The sequence below is a fragment of the Morganella psychrotolerans genome, from assembly GCF_965118875.1.
In the GTDB taxonomy this organism is placed as follows: Bacteria; Pseudomonadota; Gammaproteobacteria; order Enterobacterales; family Enterobacteriaceae; genus Morganella; species Morganella psychrotolerans_C.
This window is the reverse complement of record NZ_CBCPJD010000017.1, coordinates 16453-35892: the sequence shown is the minus strand read 5'-3', so window position 1 is coordinate 35892 and position 19440 is coordinate 16453. Positions and strand designations below refer to the sequence as shown.

Sequence of the window (19440 nt, the reverse complement as noted above, 5' to 3'; positions counted from 1 at the left end):
AATAAATAGTTGGCGGGGCCGGACGGAGGAAACAGGATGTTTCCCCCGTAAAAAGTATCAGGCTATTTTATTTTTTTGAATATCGGTCGCAATCCAGGCCGCAGACACGAGGATCAGCCGGGCGAAGAAATAAAAGAACGCCATCAATCCGATAACCGAACCAAATGCTGCTCCGGAAGGGGATGCCGCCATATTCGGCAGCAGCCAGGTCATAATTGTTTTCAGGATCTCAAACCCGATTGCCGCCAGCAATGTTCCTTTCAGCAGTGATGTCCGGTTCAGCTTCATGCGGGGCAGGAACCAGAAAATCCACATAAACAGCAGGTAGTTTGCCAGAATCGAAATTGTCAGCCCGATAACTGTCCAGACCGGGCGCAGCCACTCAATCGAATCCAGCCCTAAAAACTGCACAATCGTTGCCTGTGCTGAGCCGGCAATCGATGTCAGTGAGAGGGTAATAATCAGAGCGACAAGCAGTCCGATGAGCGCCAGAAAATCCCGCAGGTAACGCAGGAGCATATTTTCTTTGATTTCCATATCCGGCTCCCATTGCTCATGGTACTGCGCGCGTATTGCCATCCGCAGATTACCGACCCAGTTCACCCCGGAATAGAGTGCCAGTGCCAGACCGGTTAACCCGACGGTTGCACGCTGACGGATAGCCGTATCAATACTGCGCTCAATAGTATTTGCGAGAGTCGGATCACTGATGCTGTTGGCAACACCACGGATAAGTTTTGTCAGCAGTTCCGGATTAAATGCAAGGGCATAACCGGCGGCTGCAAAAGACACCATCAGAATCGGGATCATGGATAAAAAGGAGAAATAGGTAATCGCCGCGCCAAACTGGCTTCCCATCCGGTCATTAAACCGGGTGGCGGTACGGAGCAGATGGGCGATAAACGGAATATCACGGATATAATTTCCGGCTTTCACACTCCATTTCAGGGCTTTTTTTCCCTGTTTTATTCCCTCATCAAAATTTTTGCGCAGGGGTTTTATTGATGATGTGTCGTTGCCGTTCTCCGGTATGTCATTTTCCCGGGTCATGTATCCTCGCTTGTTCAACAATTGATTCGGTTTAAGTTTACTACATGACAAACCCGATGAACAATTCAGGTTCGTACAGCAAATATAGAGATAAAAACACGATATGTTATATGGTTTTCACGGGCTTAAGAATTTCCCGATTGATTAGTGCACGTAAAAATACTTTATTATCCGCACTTATTCTTACGCAGAATAAGATGAATAAATATGACGTAATAATATGTTCACCGAATGAATAAGTAATGTGTATTTATCGGGCGTTATTATTTTTGTTTTTCTTTTACACTCACACAGAATAAATGAAAATGCATATCTTTAATAAAAAAACAGGGCGTGCACTGTTGATGGTGCTTGCCGGATTAAGTGCCGGTGCGTGCGTGTATAAACCGGATGGTCCGCATTTGCCTGCCAGGGTTATTATTGTATCCAATCAAGTGTGTATTATCACGTCCCCTGATGGGGATGAAAAACTAGCCAGGCTGGATATTGATGAAATCGGCAGTGAAAATAAGCGATTGCTGACGCATACATTTACACCACAACAGGCGGTTATCGGAAAGCACCGCTGTATTTCCACACTGAATTATCCGTTCAGAAGCGGAAAATCCTATACTGCGCTGATTACGGTGGAGTCAGATATTAAGCGCCGTCTTCAGATTATCCCGACCACACGAAACTTTGATGCCCGCTTTCAGCTGATTGATTATTTCGGGCAGTTACGGGCGACAGAATACTGATACAACAGTCGGCACAATATTTTTTGTGCCGACTATCATTTTTCTACTTTAATAATGCATCCAATTCTGACTGTGCTGTTTTTAATTTTGCTTCAGCCTCTGCCAGTTTTCGTTCCCGTTTGGCAATTTTTGCTTTATCGCCTTTATCGATGGCTTTTTGCAAATCTGCTTTTTGTTCCGCAACCTCTTTTTTCCGGTCATTAATTTCGTCGCGGGCATCATTACGTAAGCTGTCAGGTGTGCAGTAAGTTTCTATATTTTGCAATGCGCGCTCGAGCCCCTGCACCTGATAAGTATTACCGTGTGCTTTGGCGTAGCGGATCTGTTCTGTCACTTTATCTTTTTTGATTTCACAGCCATTCTGCGCACTTATTGCAGATGTACTCATCAGTAACGCGCCCAGTCCGAAAGCCAGAACCGGCAGGGCGGCAGATTTAAATCGTGTCATATTTACCTCGTGATTAATTCCATTCATCTTTTTATGACCTTTAATATTGTTAACGGTTCACTGTGCATCTGCACAGATGAGGAAAGGGCGTTGGTTCTTTCCTGCTGAAATCAGGTTATACTGAACAATTAAATTTGTACTGATATTCTTGTTCCGGGTGGTTCACACCCGACCATCTGAGGCCCATGTATGCTTAGTTACCGCCACAGCTTTCACGCCGGCAATCATGCGGATGTGTTAAAGCACACCGTCCAGAGTCTGATCATTGAGTCATTAAAAGAGAAAGACAAACCGTTTTTGTATCTGGATACGCACGCAGGCGCCGGGCGTTATCAGCTCAGTGGTGAGCATGCCGAACGAACCGGGGAATACCTGGAAGGGATTGGACGGCTCTGGGCACAGGAAGCCTGTCCTGAAGAACTGACCGCCTATCTGGAGGCCGTCAGTGCGTTGAATCCGCGCAAAGAACTGCGTTTTTATCCGGGCTCACCGCTGATCGCCGCACATTTGTTGCGCTACGATGACAAACTAAGTCTCAGTGAACTGCATCCGTCTGATTTTCCGCTGCTGCGCAGCGAATTCAGTGGTGATTACCGCGCCCGTGTTATCCGCGAAGATGGTTATCAGCAACTGCGCTCACAATTACCGCCGCAGTCCCGCCGTGGTCTGGTTCTGATTGATCCTCCGTATGAAATGAAAACGGATTATCAGGATGTGGTAAAAGGTGTCCAGGAAGGTTACCGCCGTTTTGCAACCGGTACTTATGCAATTTGGTATCCGGTTGTGATGCGCCAGCAAATCAAGCGTATGGTAAAAGAGTTTCAGGCAACAGGTATCCGCAAGATTCTGCAAATTGAGCTGGCGGTACGCCCTGACAGTGATCAGCGCGGCATGACAGCGTCCGGCATGATTGTTATCAATCCGCCGTGGAAACTGGAATCACAAATGAAAGCCGTGTTACCGTGGCTGCATAATGTACTGGTGCCGGAAGGTACGGGTCATACACGGGTTGAATGGATTACGCCGGAATAATTAGTTTCCGCCGCCTGTACAACTCTGCGGCGGGTGTTTATGTATTGACTGATAAATGGAACGAGCCAACTATGAGCAAACATTACGACTATATTGCAATCGGCGGCGGCAGTGCCGGGATTGCCTCTGTGAACCGTGCAGCGATGTACGGGCAGAAATGCGCCCTGATTGAAGCGAAAGCACTCGGTGGTACGTGTGTTAACGTCGGTTGTGTCCCGAAAAAAGTGATGTGGTATGGCGCTCAGATTGCCGAAGCTATCCGCCAGTATGGTCCGGATTACGGATTTGATACCACGGTAAATCACTTTAGCTGGGAAAAGCTGCTGGAAAGCCGTTCTGCGTATATCGATCGTATTCACCAGTCTTATGAGCGCGTTCTGGGCAACAATAAAATTGATGTCATAACCGGTTTTGCTCGTTTTAAAGATGCGCATACTGTGGAAGTGAACGGCGAAACCTATACCGCGGATCATATCCTGATAGCGACCGGCGGGCGTCCTGTAGCGCCGCCATCTGTTCCGGGTGCGGAATACGGTATTAATTCTGATGGTTTCTTTGCGCTGAAAGCCCTGCCCAAGCGTGTGGCGATTGTCGGCGCGGGCTATATTGCGGTAGAGCTGGCCGGCGTTCTGAATGCCCTGGGCAGTGAAGCACATCTGTTTGTCCGTAAACATGCACCATTGCGTAGTTTTGATCCGCTGATTGTGGAAACGCTGGTGGAAGTCATGAATACGGAAGGACCGGCTCTGCATACGAATTCTGTACCGAAAGCGGTCGTGAAAAATGCAGACGGCAGCCTGACACTGCAACTGGAAAATGGTCACGAGCAGACAGTGGATTGCCTTATCTGGGCTATCGGACGTGAACCGGCAACGGATAACATTAATCTGGATGTCACCGGTGTAGCTCGCAATGACCGTGGTTTTATTCAGGTGGATAAATTCCAGAATACCTCTGTTTCCGGTGTGTATGCGGTAGGCGACAATACGGGTGCGGTTGAACTGACCCCGGTTGCGGTTGCGGCGGGTCGCCGTCTCTCCGAGCGTCTTTTCAATAATAAGCCGGATGAGCATCTGGATTACAGCAATATCCCGACCGTGGTATTCAGCCACCCGGCAATCGGTACTGTTGGTTTAACTGAGCCGCAGGCGATTGAGCAGTATGGCGCAGATAATGTGACATGCTACAAATCCTCTTTCACAGCAATGTACACTGCTGTGACCAACCACCGCCAGCCATGTAAAATGAAACTGGTCTGCGCCGGAAAAGAGGAAAAAATCGTCGGGATCCACGGTATCGGCTATGGTATGGATGAAATATTACAGGGCTTCGCGGTAGCACTGAAAATGGGTGCAACCAAAAAAGACTTTGATAATACAGTAGCAATTCACCCGACTGCGGCAGAAGAATTTGTAACGATGCGGTGATGTACTGCCTTTTTATAAAATATAGAAAACCGGAGAGAACTCCGGTTTTTTTATACCTTATTCTCTTATGCTGAAAATTAAATATTTTTTACATTTATATTCTAAGCTATATTAATTCATAAATATAAATTTGTATTTTGTACATATATTAATAATATGAAGTTATTATTAGATATAACCCACTATATAGGATGATGTTATTTATAATAAAACAATTAACGGAGAGTCTATGAACGTACAGTTTGATATTGACGATGAGATATTTAATTAAGTGCAGCATTAGCACAGGATGAGGCTATAGCGGGAGATAAAGCCAGGAAAAGAGCGGCGAAATCGGTGTGTTCAGTTCTCTGGCTGATAGTATTTCCTATATTTATTTCATTTTTATTACTGTTTTATATAAATTTACCCACTGCAGTACGAATTATCCGTAACAGCCAGTTATCATTATGGAATTTTAATGTTGATAGTACATTGTACGTCTTTGTGGTACTGGCATTACTAATATTTGTACTTTATAACCTATGGTTGATTATCCGGTTAATACGTAAACAAACTAAATTAAAATGATTCTTTTTCTTAAAGCCGGTAGTTCGGTATTAACCTTACGCCGGGATTTCAGGTGTGATTTTTTTACCGGTTTTTTCCAAAATCACTTTAAACCACTCTGCAAACTGCTCAGGATGATTTTTCACTTCGTTATCCAAATCCGGCAGTGAGATCCAGCGTACAGCGGAGACTTCTTCCGGGTTCAGGGCAAACTCTCCGTTATAGTGTCCGGTGAACAGGTGATCGTATTCATGCTCAATCAGCGCAGGCGGAACATCTGCGCGGTAAATAATATGTCCCGCAGCGTGAAGCGGGCAGGTGATCCCCAGCTCTTCCTGTAAACGACGCTGTGTTGCCTGCGCCAATGTTTCTCCCCGGCGCGGGTGACTGCAACAGCTGTTTGCCCATAATCCGCCTGAATGGTATTTGGTGAGTGCGCGCTGCTGGAGAAGTAATTCACCGGCGTCATTAAATAAGAACACAGAAAATGCGCGGTGCAGCAGACCAAGCTGGTGCACCCGGAGTTTTTCGTCATGCCCGGTAACGACATCATGCTTATCAACCAGAATCAGTTCGTCACTCATTAATTTATTCTTCCGGGAAAAGTATTATCAGAGGGACGTACTTTATCAAATCTGTAAAGGAAAGGTTGTGGGAATAGTGGCAAAAAATACCGGAAGGTATTTTCCGGCGTTTTATACCCTTATTCATTCAAACTGCAGGTTCGTTGGCTACACTCAGATAGCTGGGTCACATAGTTTATCTATGCTCCCCATCTATCTTCCCTTGCCGCCTTCCTGCATCTTGAATGACGTTGGGTATATAATTTAGTGGCAGGGATTATTTATTACGGGCAGCTAAGTAGTCCTGTAAGGTGCCTTCAGGGTATTTTTTACAGAATTCAACGATTTTCGGTGCTTCTGCGACCCCTTTTTCAGACAGTGCGACGAAGTCACCGCCCGGATATTGTGTATCTTTGCTGATAACCCACAAGGCAACAGGTGCCCAGCTTTGCGGGTTCAAATCGACAAACTGTTTGCAGGTCATTTTATCAGGCACCTGAATATCAGCAGGCTCTGCGAGTGCCACAGACGAAAACGCACTTGCTGCAACCAGGCATGCGGTAACAAAATACTTTTTCATAATAAATAAACCTCATTTTTATTTTCAGGAAACAGAATAAAGACGTTATTAAGAATAGATCAAATCCGGCCTTATTCAATATTCCGGATTTTTTAAAATGAAAATAATAATATTAAAGGGTTATTTTAAAATAAAAAGCATGTGACACAGAGAAACACTCATATCGGGCCGGCAGACACCATTTTGTATCAGTCCCGATATGAGTAATGGTTACGGATTAAGCGGATTCTCCGTCAGCCAGCGCACAATAAAATCCCGGATAGCTGCTATGTCATTGATATCCAGCTGTGGTACTGAAACATCGCTCCGGTGAATATCTGAGGCAAATGCAATCACAAATTCATCAAGCAGTGTCTGATACGGACGGTCAACCACATCACGGTACAGGGCTATTTTCGGCACCGCTTCGCCTTTAAACCCTTCCACCAGGATAAGATCTAACTGCCTGCTGTCAAACCGTGCAGCAAGCTGTGTGAGATCAGGCGACGCACCGCCCGGGGTTTCCGTCATCAGCGCAAAACGTTCCTGACTGACCACCAGGGTTTGGTACGCGCCTGCTTTGCGCAGCTCGTAACTGTCTTTCCCCGGGGTATCCACATCCATATCGTGATGCGTGTGTTTAACCAGACCAATCCGCAGATCGGCATCCCGCAACAGCGGAATAAGTTTTTTCAGCATTGTCGTTTTGCCGGTACCGCTGTAAGCCGTGACAGCCAGTAACGGAACCGGGTGGGGTAACTGATGTTGTTTTTCCCATTCACGGCACTCTGCAAGAGTATTGAGATTAACAAACTGGTCAGCAGATGTATCGAATGTGACGGCTTTCGCGCCGATCATCTCCATAAACAGCAATAATTTCCGGTCACCGCTGGTGAGGTAATTTCTCAGTGGTTCCGCCAGCGAGCGGTGACACAGCGCAAATGTCGGGTGCGCGCGGGTGGTATCACAGGCGTAGGTGCACAGCGAATCCCCTTTTTGCTGCCAGAGCGTGCGGGCAAGATTTTCCGGAAAAACCGGGACATCACACGGCACAAATAATACCCAGTCGTGGCGGGCATTTTCTAATCCTGCGAGCATACCGGCAAGGGGACCCGGAAAATCAGGCAGAGTGTCACTGACCACGCGCAGACCGGTGGCGTGATACGCCGGTATGTGGCGGTTTGCATTGATAAAAATGTCATCCGCCTGGGGAGCCAGGAGCTTCACACTGTGCTGATAAAGCGGGATACCGCCCAGTAAAACCAGGCCTTTATCCTGCCCCTGCATCCGGGTTGCCCGGCCGCCGGCAAGGATACAGCCGCTGAGTTGCGTCATCATTTTTAATTTCTCTGACTATCTGCGATAAAAATTCTGATCTTATCTTAACAATGATTCCGGTATATACCCAACGTCATTCAAATTGCAGCCAACGAACCTGCGGTTTGAATGAATAAGGGTAAAGTGAGCGCGAATATAAATGCAATGAACGCCATAATCGCGGATAATATGTCCGCTGTTATTACAACGCGTCAATATTTACGCATACTGACAGTCCTGTTCTTTCCGGGACTGCGGATAATTGGTAATGTGTTACGTCTTGCTTATAAGGAATTTATTATGAAATGTCATCGTCTTAATGAAGTTATCGAACTTCTGCACCCTGTCTGGCAGCAGCACTCTGATCTGAATCTGATGCAGATGTTGCAAATGCTGGCAGATGAAGCCGGGTTTGAGGGCGAACTATCTGATCTGACGGATGATATTCTGATTTACCACCTGAAAATGCGTGGATCTGATGCAACGGCTGAAATTCCGGGGCTGAAAAAAGATTACGAAGACGATTTTAAAACCGCACTGTTACGTGCGCGCGGCATTATCAAAGAGTAATGCAGACTATCACACCGCCGGTTTTTACCTTTCAGGATTTCCGGCCTGATCGCCTGATAGACAGCCTGAGCCGCTACGGTATCTGGCTGGACTCCGGTTTAACCGAGCTGAACAGCTACGAAAACCGGGTCTATCAGTTTATGGATGAAAACCGCACCCGTTATGTGGTGAAATTTTATCGTCCGGCGCGCTGGAGTGAGCAGCAGATCCGCGAGGAACATGAGCTGACACTGTCTTTGGCTGATGCCGGGCTGCCGGTTGCTGCCCCGCTGGTGTTTGATGGCGAAACCTTACTGTCACAGGACGGGTATATGTTCGCACTCTTTCCGTCGATAGGCGGGCGGGCGTATGAAACGGATAATATTGATCAGCTGGAAAGTACCGGGCGTTTGCTGGGACGACTGCATCAGATCGGACGGGAGCGTGAGTTTCAGTATCGCCCGTCGATTACGCCGCAGGAGTATTTGATAGCCCCCCGTGACATCCTTGCCGGGTGTCCGCTTATTCCGAAAAAAGTACGGGATAGTTTTTTACAGGCGCTGGATACCCTGATCCGGGAGGTAACTGCCCGCTGGACCGGCGAATGGCAATCTATCCGGTTACACGGCGATTGCCATCCGGGGAATATTTTGTGGCGTGATGAGCCGTGGCTGGTCGATTTTGACGATGCCCGCAATGGTCCGGCAGTGCAGGATCTCTGGATGCTGCTTAACGGGGATAATGATTCACGCCGTTATCAGTTAGATATTTTGCTGGAGGCGTATCAGGAATTTTGTGATTTTGATACGCGGGAACTGGCATTAATCGAGCCGCTGCGCGCCATGCGTATGGTTCACTTTTTATCCTGGGTAGCACGCCGCTGGCAGGATCCCGCTTTTCCGAAAGCTTTTCCATGGATGGCGGATAGTGATTTCTGGTCACAACAGCAGTCACTGATTACTGAACAGATAGCCGTACTGGCGGAACCACCGCTGACGCGTTATCAGCCTTATTGATTTTCAGGAGAAATAATGATGAAGAAATTTTGGTTAGCAATGATGGGATTCGCGATGACATTCAGTGTGTTCGCCTCACCAGTTGCCGGCAAACAGTATACTGAACTTAAAACCCCGGTTGCGAATCAGCCTGAGGTAGTGGAATTTTTCTCTTTCTACTGCCCGCATTGCTACCAGTTTGAAGAAAATTTTAAAGTACCGGAAGCCATCAATAAAAACCTGCCGGAAGGAACTAAACATGAACGTTATCATGTTGATTTCTTAGGCGGCCCTATGGGTTCTGAACTGACTAAAGCCTGGTCTGTGGCGATGGCGATGGGTGTGGAAGATAAAGTGACCCCGATTCTGTTCAAAGGTATCCAGGAAACCGGCACCATCAAAAATGCAGATGATGTGCGTGCAGCGTTCATTCAGGCGGGTATCACCGGCGATGATTATGACGCCGCCGCGAACAGCATTTTTGTTAAATCCCTGATTGCCAAGCAGCAGAAAGCGGCCGCTGATTATAAATTGCGTGGCGTTCCTGCGGTCTTCGTCAAAGGTAAATACCAGATCAACAATGGTGGTCTGGAAGTAAAAGACGTGTCGCAATACGGTAAAGCATTCTCTGACACTGTGAACTACCTGCTGAAACAGAAGTAATTCTCTGTTGCAGGCCGTAAAAAGAAGAAGGAAACCGGGCGACCGGTTTCCTTCTTCTTTTTACAACGTGTGCGGCATTAAAGAACAATGCAAAAATAATACAAGAATAATGCAGAGAGCAAAAAGGCTATCCACATTAATCAATTGATTAGCGCGATAGATTATCTTGCGGTATTAGTTTATAACCTATTGATTTTTTTGAGTGTGATTTTAGTGATCTGCGCTGCCGCCCGCGATTTACATAGCATTCATAAATTTATGCACAAAGTTATCCACAGCTTTTCCCTTTTTATGCTGCAAGTGGAAGTGTCTTAATCTGATGCATTTCTGAATTTCCGGTGACGGGCAATAAATGTCGTCTAATGCGGCGGTCTGTGGCATCCTACCCTCCGGACATTCATTCAATATCGTGAAGGCAATTATGGCTCAGATTGCAGACAACCCGTTGATTTTAGTCGATGGTTCATCCTACCTCTATCGTGCATATCATGCATTTCCTCCTCTGACAAACAGCGCAGGGCAGCCCACCGGCGCCATGTACGGCGTCCTGAACATGTTGCGCAGCCTGGTGATGCAGTATGAATCCGGGCATGTGGCGGTCGTGTTTGATGCGAAAGGAAAAACATTCCGTGATGAACTGTTTGAAGACTATAAATCACACCGCCCGCCGATGCCGGACGATCTGCGTGAGCAGATAGCGCCGCTGCATGAAATGGTGGTGGCGATGGGAATGCCGCTGTTGTCTGTCCCGGGAGTTGAAGCGGATGATGTTATCGGTACGCTGGCAAAACAGGCCGCAGCACAGGGTTGCCCTGTGCTTATCAGTACCGGTGATAAAGATATGGCGCAGTTAGTTACGCCGGATATCACGCTCATCAATACCATGAACAACACTATTCTCGGGCCGGAGGAAGTGGAAGCCAAATATGGCGTGCCGCCATCACTGATTATTGATTATCTGGCACTGATGGGTGACTCCTCGGATAATATCCCGGGTGTACCGGGTGTCGGTGAAAAAACCGCACAGGCGCTGTTACAGGGCATGGGCAGCCTGGATGATATCTATAAAGACCTGGATAAAATCGCGACACTGAGCTTTCGTGGTGCGAAAACCCTGGCACCGAAAATGGAAGCCAATAAAGAGATGGCTTATCTCTCTTATACACTGGCGACCATTAAAACCGATGTCGGGCTTGATCGCACCTGGGATTCTCTGACACTTGCCGAGCCGGATTTGGATAAGCTTCATGCATTATTCACGCAGTATGAATTCAGACGCTGGATTAGTGACCTGGAAAACGGCGGCTGGCTGGCGAAGAAAAGCGTCCGCAGCACACCATCCAAAGCGGCAGCGTCTGCAGTTGCTCCCTTACAACCGGTGGCAGTTGCTCCGGCGGCAGATATCCCGGATATCAGCCGTGAGAACTATGAAACAATTCTCGATGAAGCCGCGCTAAACCGCTGGGCAGATATTCTGCGCAGTGCCGGTGAATTTGCGTTTGATACCGAAACTGACAGCCTGGATAATCTTTCCGCGCGCCTGGTCGGGATGTCATTTGCCGCCAAAGCCGGACACGCTGCCTATCTGCCGATAGCGCATGATTATCTGGATGCACCGGATCAGCTCTCTCCTGAGCAGGTTCTGGCGGTAATGAAGCCGATTCTGGAAGATGCAAATTTACGCAAAATCGGGCAGAACCTGAAATTTGATCGCGGTATTATGGCGAATTATGGCGTCGAATTGCGCGGGATTGCGTTTGATACTATGCTGGAATCCTATGTGCTCAACAGTGTCGCCGGGCGCCATGATATGGACAGCCTCGCAGACCGCCATCTGAATTATAAAACCACGACATTTGAAGAGATTGCCGGAAAGGGCAAAAAACAGCTGACGTTTAATCAGATCCCGCTGGAAGAAGCCGCCAATTATGCAGCGGAAGATGCCGATATTACGCTTATCCTGCATCAGGCACTCTATCCGCAGCTGGAAGCAGAAAAAACGCTGCTGCATGTGTATCGTGATATCGAAATGCCGCTGGTGCCGGTTCTCTCACGTATGGAGCGCACCGGGGTACTGATTGATGCTTCTGTACTGGCGGTACAGTCTGTGGAAATTACCGCGCGTCTGGATGAACTGGAAAAACAGGCGTTTGCTATTGCCGGCGAAGAATTTAATCTCTCTTCACCAAAGCAATTGCAAACCATTTTGTTTGAAAAACTCAGCCTGCCGGTTGTCAAAAAAACACCGGGTGGCGCGCCATCAACCAATGAAGAAGTATTGGAAGAGCTGGCAGATAATCACGAATTACCGCGCGTAATTCTGGAGCACCGCAGTCTGTCCAAACTGAAAACGACTTACACGGATAAACTGCCGCAAATGGTAGATCCGAAAACCCGCCGTGTTCATACCTCTTATCACCAGGCGGTGACGGCAACCGGGCGCCTTTCTTCCCGTGATCCGAATCTCCAGAATATCCCTGTCAGAACAGATGAAGGCCGCCGTATCCGTCAGGCATTTATTGCCCGTGAGGGCTACCGCATCCTGGCGGCGGACTATTCACAGATTGAGCTGCGCATTATGGCGCATTTATCACAGGACAAAGGCTTACTGAAAGCATTTGCCGAAGGTAAAGATATCCATCGCGCGACAGCCGCAGAGGTATTTGGTGTACCGCTTGAGCAGGTCACCGGCGATCAGCGCCGCAGTGCAAAAGCGATTAACTTCGGGCTGATTTACGGCATGAGTGCCTTTGGTCTGGCGCGCCAGCTCGGTATTGCGCGCAAAGAAGCGCAGCGCTACATGGATCTCTATTTTGAGCGCTATCCGGGCGTGCTGGATTATATGGCACGCACCCGCGAACATGCCGCTGAAAAAGGTTATGTTGAAACCCTCGAAGGGCGTCGTCTGTATCTGCCGGAAATTAATTCCCGCAACGGAATGCGCCGTAAAGCCGCAGAGCGCGAAGCGATCAATGCTCCGATGCAGGGCACCGCAGCCGATATCATCAAAAAAGCGATGATTGCAGTAGATGACTGGTTGCAGAAAGAGAAAGTCGATGCGCTGATGATCATGCAGGTACACGATGAATTAGTGTTCGAAGTCCGCGAAGATCAAACCGAAAGCATGGCAGAGAAGATAAAAGCACTGATGGAAGCGGCTATGACGCTGGATGTGCCGTTAAAAGTAGAGGCAGGAGTGGGTTTCAATTGGGACGAAGCCCATTAATGCGTCATCTTTCAATCTGTGGTGGTGTTGGCTGCGCTCAAAAATCGGGTCACATACTTATGTATGCTCCCTTACGCGTCATCTTTCAATCTGTGGCGGCGTTGGCTGCGCTCAGAAATCGGGTCACATACTTATGTATGCTCCCTTACGTGTCATCTTTCAATCTGTGGCGGCGTTGGCTGCGCTCAGAAATCCGGGTCACATACTGATGTATGCTCCCCGGATTTCTTCACTTGCCGCCTTGCCACAAATTGAAATCTATAGCGTAAAGGTACTGTGGAATGATAAAAAAACCGGCGCTGATTTCAGCGCCGGTTTTTATTTGTGAAGAGTAACTGAGGTATCAGTCGTTAGTATCTTCTGCTCTCATTTTCAGGATTTTTTTTACTTTCTTTTCAATGCGCTGGCGTTTCATTGGAGAGAGGTGATCAATAAACAACATGCCGTTGAGGTGATCTGTCTCATGTTGCAGGCAGCCCGCCTGTAATCCTTCTGCTTCTAAAGTGTGCGTATCACCGCAGATGTCCTGGTAACGCACTGTTACTGCTGAGTAGCGCTGTGTTTCGGTGTAACTTTCCGGTAATGACAGACAACCGTCCATCATCATCATTTCGCCGTCACACCGGATAAATTCCGGATTGATCAGCGCCATTGGCTGATCACGGTTCTCTGAAACATCCACAATAATCACGCGCTGACAAACGCCGACCTGGGGCGCGGCAAGACCAATACCGCGCTCGGCATACATTGTCTCTGTCAGATCCGCGACAAATGCTTTCAGTTCATCACCAAAAACAGTGACCGGTTTGGACGTTTCCCGCAGACAAGGGTCGGGAAAATGCCGTAGTGTCAGTAATGCCATTGCTAACTCACTAATATATACCCAAGGTCATTCAAGATGCAGGAAGGCGGCAAGCTCTGATTGCCGGGGAGCATAGATAAACTATGTGACCTGGCGAGCGTAGCGAAGCCAACGAACCTGCAGTTTGAATGAATAAGGGTATAAATAAATTTAATGGGGAGGGTTATTCCCCGGATATGCTCAGACTATCATAACAATGCCCTGAGAAAACGGCACCATTTGTGCTGTTTTGTTGCTATTTTGTGCGGCATAGCGGAATGTAACTATAGATCCAGATCGCATTAATATGTAATTAAATAACATTACAGGGGCGTATGTCAGGATGATGACTAGCTGAATCGTGAGTAAACTGAAAATAAACTACAAAAAAGGTTTTTTTGCCGGATGATTTACGGTAAAGTTATTCGCGTAGGGTACAGAGGTAAGATGTTCTATCTTTCAGACCTTTTACTTCACGTAATCGGATTTAGCTGAATATTAGCTGCTCCGGTCAGATATTCTCTGACCGGAGCATTTTTTTTGTATAAAGAAAAGTACGGGACGGAATGTGTCACCGGAAATAAAGATATCCGGAGTGACTATCTGAGGCGGCTGTTATGACGAAAGAAAACAGATGGCATATCAGGTAGCCATCTGTCCGCAGAGTTGTTATCCGGGGGATCAGCTTTCTGTTTGTATATCGTTGTCTGTCTGCCCGCTGAACCAAAAATCCAGTTTCTGACTTAACTTATCGATACCAATTTTTTTCGGGGCTGAAAAATATTCGACCTGAATATCTCCTGTCTCGTTCAGCTCCGCCAGTGCATCTCTGACTGCCATTAACTGTTTTTTACGTGCGCCGTTTGCCAGTTTATCGGCTTTGGTCAGCAGTGCCAGAACCGGAACCTCCATTGCCACCGCCCATTCGATCATCTGCATATCCAGATCTTTCAGGGGATGACGGATATCCATCAGAACCACCAGACCGCGCAGACAGTCGCGTTTCTGAAGGTATTCACCCAGTGCGGCCTGCCATTTACGTTTCATTGCTTCCGGGACTTCGGCATAGCCATAACCCGGCAGGTCGACAACCCGGCAGCCTTCGCTGACTTCAAACAGGTTGATCAACTGAGTACGTCCGGGCGTTTTACTTGTCCGCGCGAGACTTTTTTGCTGTGTAAGTGCGTTCAGTGCGCTTGATTTTCCGGCATTGGAGCGTCCGGCAAACGCCACTTCGATCCCCGTATCTTCCGGTAAATGGCGGATGTCCGGTGCGCTGATGACAAAGTGGGTCATATGATAGTTGTGCGTTTTAATAGTCAAAATCCGTCTCCTCAGATCGAAAGCGTGACGATTATAGCCTAATGCCTGCCGTTTAAGAACTGCGGTACACAGATTACCCGGCGGGTTTATTATCAGAAATGAAAAAGAAACAGTAAAAATGCAACACGCAACAGACCCGGATATAAATAAGCACAATGATGCCGCTTTTCCTCTGGTCAGGCTAATATGCCGAATCGCTTAAATAATAAAGCATAATTACGTATTTTCAGGCGATGTATATACCGGATATTTTCTATTTGACATAAGTAAGTAGTAACGAGCCGTTATTAATAATAGTAAATAAAATCAATGAAATAGTGATACTGTATCCGATGACGGTACTCATGGCTGAAAACAGGGAATTATTTCGTCGTATTTTGATAAATTAATGACAACCGACAGAATATCATTAGTGGAAATACGTGAAAAATCCATGCCATAATCAGTAATATCTATTGTGAAGGTAAATTAAGGTAAATCGGTGGCACTTCCTGTCATTGCCCATTAAAATCGATAAGAACAGTGTCAGCATATTTCGTTGAAAGGAATTTGGAATGTTAAAACGTGTTTTAGTTTCACTTGTGGCGGCTTGTACTCTCAGTGCGTCTTCGCTCGCTTTTGCTGCGGAGCAGACTCATATTCAATTTGTTACCTCAGCGGGTAATTTTGAAATTGCACTGGATGATGAAAAAGCGCCAGAGACAGTAAAGAATTTCAAACAATATGTTACCGACAAATTTTATGACGATACAACATTCCATCGTGTTATCCCGGGCTTTATGGTGCAGGGCGGTGGTTTTACCGCTGATCTGACCCAGAAACCAACCCGTCCCCCTGTTAAAAATGAAGCGGATAATGGTTTACGCAATGTGCGCGGAACGCTCTCGATGGCACGTACTGCCGATGTAAACAGCGCAACCAGCCAGTTCTTTATCAATGTGGCGGATAATGCATTCCTGGATCACGGACAGCGCGATTTTGGTTATGCCGTATTTGGTAAGGTTGTGAACGGTATGGATGTCGTTGATAAAATGTCAAAAGTGAAAACAGATGACATCGGTCCCTATCAGAATGTCCCTTCTGTACCAATCAAAATTATCTCTGCAACTATCATAAAATAAGCCTTATTTTATCGCAGACTAAGGGGAATATTTCCTTATATTCCCCTTGGAATGAACAGGCTTCCTGATAGTCTGAATATGATGAGATCTGCCTCTGCGGCTGCGTGCCGCATTCGGGCTATTTTCTCTGTCCGGCTGTGGTATGATAGCCGACTTCTTGAAACCACGGTGTGATCGTGATGATCACAGGGTATTGTCAACCGGTACCCGGTACCGCAGTTTAAAATAATAAAGACAAGAATATCAGTCGGATATAGATAATCATGCTATTAATTATCGATAATTATGACTCATTTACTTATAACCTGTATCAATACTTCTGTGAGTTAGGTGCAGATGTACAGGTTAAACGAAATGATGCCGTCAGCCTCCGTGACATTGAACAGCTATCGCCCACTCATCTTGTGATTTCGCCCGGTCCGTGTACGCCATCGGACGCCGGTATTTCACTGGATGCCGTCAGCCATTTTGCAGGGGATATTCCGATCCTCGGCGTGTGTCTGGGCCACCAGGCGATTGGCCAGGCATTTGGTGCGCAGGTTGTTAAAGCACGTAAGGTGATGCATGGCAAAACTACCGCTATCCATCACAATCAACAGGGTGTATTTAAAGGGCTGAATCGTCCGTTGACGGTTACCCGCTACCATTCCCTGGTTATCGCGCCTGAAACACTGCCCGCTTCTTTTGAGGTCACCGCGTGGAGTCTGCATGATGGTAATGTGGATGAAATTATGGGCATCAGGCATAAAACGCTGCCGATCGAAGGTGTGCAATTTCACCCGGAAAGTATTCTCAGTGAACAGGGTCATGAACTGTTGAATAATTTTCTTAAATATTAATCCGTTAGCTCTTACTTTGTCCCCGGTTCTGTTTTTTTTATTTATTTGTATTTGATTTTTTATTCATATTTAGTGATTATGTTTTCACTTGTGGATGGATCAGGTATGGAAAGATGACAAAACAGAACCCTGTAACGCGCAGCACCTATGACGATGTCATGCTGCCAATTTATGCACCGGCAGAGTTCATTCCTGTGAAAGGAAAGGGCAGCCGGGTGTGGGATCAGAATGGTACTGAGTATGTGGATTTTGCCGGCGGTATCGCTGTGCTGGCGCTGGGGCATTGCCATCCGGCGCTGGTTGCGGCACTGAAAAATCAGAGCGAATCTCTCTGGCACGTTAGTAATATTTTCACAAATGAACCCGCACTAACCCTGGCACAGAAGCTGATAAAGCATACTTTTGCGGATCGGGTTTTTTTCGCCAACTCCGGTGCGGAAGCTAACGAAGCCGCATTCAAACTGGCGCGTCATTATGCACTGACCTGCCATCATCCCTATAAAACAAAAATAATTGCCTTTCATCACGGCTTTCACGGGCGGACACTCTTTACGGTATCTGTCGGCGGACAGCCTAAATATGCCGATGGTTTCGGACCTAAACCGGCGGATATTATTCATGTACCATTTAATGACCTTGATGCCGTCAAAGCGGTGATGGATGACCACACCTGTGCTGTTGTGCTGGAGCCGATTCAGGGCGAGGGCGGAATAACACCTGCAACTCAGGCGTTTATGCAGGGGCTGCGGGAACTGTGTGATAAGCACAAGGCACTGTTAGTATTTGATGAAGTGCAGAGCGGCATGGGGCGCTGCGGGAAACTGTTTGCGTATATGGATTACGGTATTGAGCCGGATATCCTGACCACTGCCAAGGCGCTGGGCGGCGGCTTTCCGATCAGTGCGATGCTGACGAAAGAAACGATTGCACAGGTGATGGGTCCCGGAACACACGGCACAACATACGGCGGTAATCCGCTGGCCTGTGCTGTCGGCAATGCTGCATTTGATTTGATCAACGACCCTGCATTACTTTCCGGGGTAAATGAGCGCCATCAATGGTTTACCGATGCACTGCAATCACTGAATAAAACATATCAGGCATTTGGTGAGATCCGTGGAAAAGGTTTGCTGATCGGTGCAGAACTGACGGGTATTTACCGGGACCAATCTAAAATCCTGCTGGGACTGGCGGCAAAAAATGGTCTGATGCTGCTTAATGCCGGCACAAATGTACTGCGCTTCACGCCGTCACTTATTATTGAAAAAGCGGATGTAGAAGAAGGGATGATACGCCTGGGGAAAACCTTGGCTGATTTTCAGAAAATGCAGTAAATCAGAAAATAAAACAGGCGCAAAATGCGCCTGTTTTGGTGATATGGGCAATCCGGATTAACGGGTGCCGTATACCACAATTGTTTTACCGTGTGCAGAGATCAGGTTTTGATCTTCCAGCATTTTCAGAATACGGCCGACTGTTTCGCGGGAACATCCCACAATCTGACCAATTTCCTGACGGGTAATTTTGATCTGCATACCATCCGGGTGCGTCATGGCATCCGGCTGTTTAGCCAGGTTCAGTAACGTCTGAGCAATACGACCTGTCACATCAAGGAATGCAAGGTTTCCGACCTTTTCTGATGTCGTTTGCAGGCGGCTTGCCATCTGCGCGGAGAGGCGCATAAGGATATCCGGGTTAACCTGGATAAGCTGGCGGAACTTTTTATATGAAATTTCTGCAACTTCGCAGGGACTTTTTGCCCGTACCCACGCGGTACGTTCCTGTCCTTCCTCAAATAATCCGAGTTCCCCGATGAAATCCCCCTGGTTAAGGTAGGATAAAATCATCTCTTTGCCTTCTTCATCTTTGATAAGCACCGCAACAGAACCTTTTACAATATAGTAGAGTGTTTCTGCTTTCTCACCCTGGTGGATAAGGGTGCTTTTTGATGGATATTTGTGGATATGGCAGTGAGACAAAAACCATTCAAGCGTGGGGTCTGTTTGTGGCTTGCCGAGAACCATTCGCGTTATCCTCTGTTGTTGTTATTGCAAATTGTTGTTTACACTCTGCAATTATATAAAGTCTTAGCTTATCATATTAACTTGCTGAATTTCCGGCAAGTTAGTTTATTAAAATAGTATAATAATCTACATTAAAAGATATTGATCTTAGCCATAGATAAATCCTTGCCGTGTTTT

Annotated in this window: 19 protein-coding genes and 1 pseudogene; 11 read left to right on the top strand and 9 right to left on the bottom strand. The window is 47.1% G+C overall.

What is annotated here, in order from left to right; translation table 11 throughout:
• Positions 1 to 57: 57 nt before the first annotated feature.
• Positions 58 to 1050 (bottom strand): inner membrane protein YhjD, encoded by a 993-nt coding sequence (yhjD, locus tag ACMHKJ_RS15425; RefSeq protein ID WP_413495245.1) that lies wholly within the window; start codon positions 1048 to 1050, stop codon positions 58 to 60.
• Between the two features lie 305 nt (positions 1051 to 1355).
• Here yhjD and ACMHKJ_RS15420 point away from each other — a divergent pair, with 305 nt between their 5' ends.
• Positions 1356 to 1787, top strand: coding sequence for a putative T6SS immunity periplasmic lipoprotein (locus tag ACMHKJ_RS15420; protein WP_413495243.1), 432 nt, complete (start codon positions 1356 to 1358; stop codon positions 1785 to 1787).
• 43 nt (positions 1788 to 1830) lie between these two features.
• Here the strand turns inward: ACMHKJ_RS15420 and ACMHKJ_RS15415 are convergent, their stop codons facing one another.
• Entirely contained in the window at positions 1831 to 2235 is a 405-nt protein-coding gene (locus ACMHKJ_RS15415; protein ID WP_413495241.1) for a DUF1090 domain-containing protein, read from the bottom strand.
• Positions 2236 to 2424: 189 nt separating this feature from the next.
• Here ACMHKJ_RS15415 and ACMHKJ_RS15410 point away from each other — a divergent pair, with 189 nt between their 5' ends.
• Together ACMHKJ_RS15410 and gorA are read left to right on the top strand one after the other, a co-directional pair.
• Positions 2425 to 3267 (top strand): 23S rRNA (adenine(2030)-N(6))-methyltransferase RlmJ, encoded by an 843-nt coding sequence (locus ACMHKJ_RS15410; RefSeq protein WP_067368815.1) that lies wholly within the window; start codon positions 2425 to 2427, stop codon positions 3265 to 3267.
• A 71-nt stretch (positions 3268 to 3338) separates the two neighbouring features.
• A complete protein-coding gene (gene gorA, locus ACMHKJ_RS15405; RefSeq protein ID WP_413495239.1) occupies positions 3339 to 4694 on the top strand; it encodes a glutathione-disulfide reductase in 1356 nt (451 codons plus the stop codon).
• A 605-nt stretch (positions 4695 to 5299) separates the two neighbouring features.
• On the opposite strand, the gene idi is transcribed toward gorA, so the two are convergent.
• The 4 genes and pseudogenes from idi to mobA all read right to left on the bottom strand — a co-directional run.
• Positions 5300 to 5827, bottom strand: coding sequence for an isopentenyl-diphosphate Delta-isomerase (gene idi / locus ACMHKJ_RS15400; RefSeq protein ID WP_413495237.1), 528 nt, complete (start codon positions 5825 to 5827; stop codon positions 5300 to 5302).
• A 256-nt stretch (positions 5828 to 6083) separates the two neighbouring features.
• The gene (locus ACMHKJ_RS15395; protein WP_067405610.1) at positions 6084 to 6386 is read right to left on the bottom strand and encodes an HdeA/HdeB family chaperone; all 303 of its coding nucleotides are present in this window, start codon (positions 6384 to 6386) and stop codon (positions 6084 to 6086) included.
• A gap of 210 nt (positions 6387 to 6596) precedes the next feature.
• Positions 6597 to 7103 carry a molybdopterin-guanine dinucleotide biosynthesis protein MobB gene (gene mobB, locus ACMHKJ_RS15390; RefSeq protein WP_413495366.1) on the bottom strand — a complete coding sequence of 169 codons (507 nt, stop codon included), beginning with the start codon at positions 7101 to 7103 and terminating at the stop codon, positions 6597 to 6599.
• A gap of 57 nt (positions 7104 to 7160) precedes the next feature.
• A pseudogene (gene mobA / locus ACMHKJ_RS15385) lies at positions 7161 to 7700 on the bottom strand (molybdenum cofactor guanylyltransferase MobA); the annotation flags it as partial.
• Positions 7701 to 7982: 282 nt separating this feature from the next.
• On the opposite strand from mobA, the gene ACMHKJ_RS15380 reads away from it, so the two are divergent.
• The 4 genes from ACMHKJ_RS15380 to polA all read left to right on the top strand — a co-directional run bounded on the left by ACMHKJ_RS15380 (position 7983) and on the right by polA (position 13115).
• On the top strand, positions 7983 to 8252 hold the full coding sequence (locus ACMHKJ_RS15380) for a YihD family protein (RefSeq protein WP_067368938.1): 270 nt from the start codon (positions 7983 to 7985) through the stop codon (positions 8250 to 8252).
• Between the two features lie 8 nt (positions 8253 to 8260).
• Complete coding sequence (locus tag ACMHKJ_RS15375; protein WP_413495364.1) at positions 8261 to 9247, top strand: serine/threonine protein kinase; 987 nt, start codon at positions 8261 to 8263, stop codon at positions 9245 to 9247.
• Between the two features lie 18 nt (positions 9248 to 9265).
• On the top strand, positions 9266 to 9889 hold the full coding sequence (dsbA, locus tag ACMHKJ_RS15370) for a thiol:disulfide interchange protein DsbA (RefSeq protein WP_413495363.1): 624 nt from the start codon (positions 9266 to 9268) through the stop codon (positions 9887 to 9889).
• 421 nt (positions 9890 to 10310) lie between these two features.
• Positions 10311 to 13115, top strand: coding sequence for a DNA polymerase I (gene polA / locus ACMHKJ_RS15365; RefSeq protein WP_413495235.1), 2805 nt, complete (start codon positions 10311 to 10313; stop codon positions 13113 to 13115).
• Between the two features lie 343 nt (positions 13116 to 13458).
• Here the strand turns inward: polA and def are convergent, their stop codons facing one another.
• Complete coding sequence (def, locus tag ACMHKJ_RS15360) at positions 13459 to 13977, bottom strand: peptide deformylase (RefSeq protein WP_413495233.1); 519 nt, start codon at positions 13975 to 13977, stop codon at positions 13459 to 13461.
• A 426-nt stretch (positions 13978 to 14403) separates the two neighbouring features.
• On the opposite strand from def, the gene spfP reads away from it, so the two are divergent.
• Entirely contained in the window at positions 14404 to 14451 is a 48-nt protein-coding gene (spfP, locus tag ACMHKJ_RS19405) for a small protein SpfP (protein ID WP_438361642.1), read from the top strand.
• Positions 14452 to 14637: 186 nt separating this feature from the next.
• On the opposite strand, the gene yihA is transcribed toward spfP, so the two are convergent.
• Positions 14638 to 15279 carry a ribosome biogenesis GTP-binding protein YihA/YsxC gene (gene yihA / locus ACMHKJ_RS15355; RefSeq protein ID WP_413495231.1) on the bottom strand — a complete coding sequence of 214 codons (642 nt, stop codon included), beginning with the start codon at positions 15277 to 15279 and terminating at the stop codon, positions 14638 to 14640.
• A gap of 554 nt (positions 15280 to 15833) precedes the next feature.
• On the opposite strand from yihA, the gene ppiA reads away from it, so the two are divergent.
• The 3 genes from ppiA to ACMHKJ_RS15340 all read left to right on the top strand — a co-directional run bounded on the left by ppiA (position 15834) and on the right by ACMHKJ_RS15340 (position 18573).
• The gene (ppiA, locus tag ACMHKJ_RS15350; protein WP_067368838.1) at positions 15834 to 16400 is read left to right on the top strand and encodes a peptidylprolyl isomerase A; all 567 of its coding nucleotides are present in this window, start codon (positions 15834 to 15836) and stop codon (positions 16398 to 16400) included.
• Positions 16401 to 16663: 263 nt separating this feature from the next.
• Positions 16664 to 17239, top strand: coding sequence for an aminodeoxychorismate synthase component II (locus tag ACMHKJ_RS15345; protein WP_067405598.1), 576 nt, complete (start codon positions 16664 to 16666; stop codon positions 17237 to 17239).
• A 113-nt stretch (positions 17240 to 17352) separates the two neighbouring features.
• Entirely contained in the window at positions 17353 to 18573 is a 1221-nt protein-coding gene (locus tag ACMHKJ_RS15340; RefSeq protein ID WP_413495229.1) for an aspartate aminotransferase family protein, read from the top strand.
• Between the two features lie 57 nt (positions 18574 to 18630).
• Here ACMHKJ_RS15340 and crp read toward each other — a convergent pair whose 3' ends face one another.
• A complete protein-coding gene (gene crp / locus ACMHKJ_RS15335; protein ID WP_067368848.1) occupies positions 18631 to 19263 on the bottom strand; it encodes a cAMP-activated global transcriptional regulator CRP in 633 nt (210 codons plus the stop codon).
• Between the last annotated feature and the right edge of the window lie 177 nt (positions 19264 to 19440).

What these genes read in the sequence shown, in the direction of transcription:
- ACMHKJ_RS15340 (WP_413495229.1), top strand. Translation starts at nt 17,353, where the DNA reads ATGACAAAACAGAACCCTGTAACGCGCAGCACCTATGACGATGTCATG.
- gorA (WP_413495239.1), top strand. Translation starts at nt 3,339, where the DNA reads ATGAGCAAACATTACGACTATATTGCAATCGGCGGCGGCAGTGCCGGG.
- polA (WP_413495235.1), top strand. Translation starts at nt 10,311, where the DNA reads ATGGCTCAGATTGCAGACAACCCGTTGATTTTAGTCGATGGTTCATCC.
- dsbA (WP_413495363.1), top strand. Translation starts at nt 9,266, where the DNA reads ATGAAGAAATTTTGGTTAGCAATGATGGGATTCGCGATGACATTCAGT.
- idi (WP_413495237.1), bottom strand. Translation starts at nt 5,827, where the DNA reads ATGAGTGACGAACTGATTCTGGTTGATAAGCATGATGTCGTTACCGGG.
- crp (WP_067368848.1), bottom strand. Translation starts at nt 19,263, where the DNA reads ATGGTTCTCGGCAAGCCACAAACAGACCCCACGCTTGAATGGTTTTTG.
- def (WP_413495233.1), bottom strand. Translation starts at nt 13,977, where the DNA reads ATGGCATTACTGACACTACGGCATTTTCCCGACCCTTGTCTGCGGGAA.
- ppiA (WP_067368838.1), top strand. Translation starts at nt 15,834, where the DNA reads ATGTTAAAACGTGTTTTAGTTTCACTTGTGGCGGCTTGTACTCTCAGT.
- yhjD (WP_413495245.1), bottom strand. Translation starts at nt 1,050, where the DNA reads ATGACCCGGGAAAATGACATACCGGAGAACGGCAACGACACATCATCA.
- ACMHKJ_RS15415 (WP_413495241.1), bottom strand. Translation starts at nt 2,235, where the DNA reads ATGACACGATTTAAATCTGCCGCCCTGCCGGTTCTGGCTTTCGGACTG.
- ACMHKJ_RS15410 (WP_067368815.1), top strand. Translation starts at nt 2,425, where the DNA reads ATGCTTAGTTACCGCCACAGCTTTCACGCCGGCAATCATGCGGATGTG.
- ACMHKJ_RS15345 (WP_067405598.1), top strand. Translation starts at nt 16,664, where the DNA reads ATGCTATTAATTATCGATAATTATGACTCATTTACTTATAACCTGTAT.
- ACMHKJ_RS15395 (WP_067405610.1), bottom strand. Translation starts at nt 6,386, where the DNA reads ATGAAAAAGTATTTTGTTACCGCATGCCTGGTTGCAGCAAGTGCGTTT.
- ACMHKJ_RS15420 (WP_413495243.1), top strand. Translation starts at nt 1,356, where the DNA reads ATGCATATCTTTAATAAAAAAACAGGGCGTGCACTGTTGATGGTGCTT.
- ACMHKJ_RS15380 (WP_067368938.1), top strand. Translation starts at nt 7,983, where the DNA reads ATGAAATGTCATCGTCTTAATGAAGTTATCGAACTTCTGCACCCTGTC.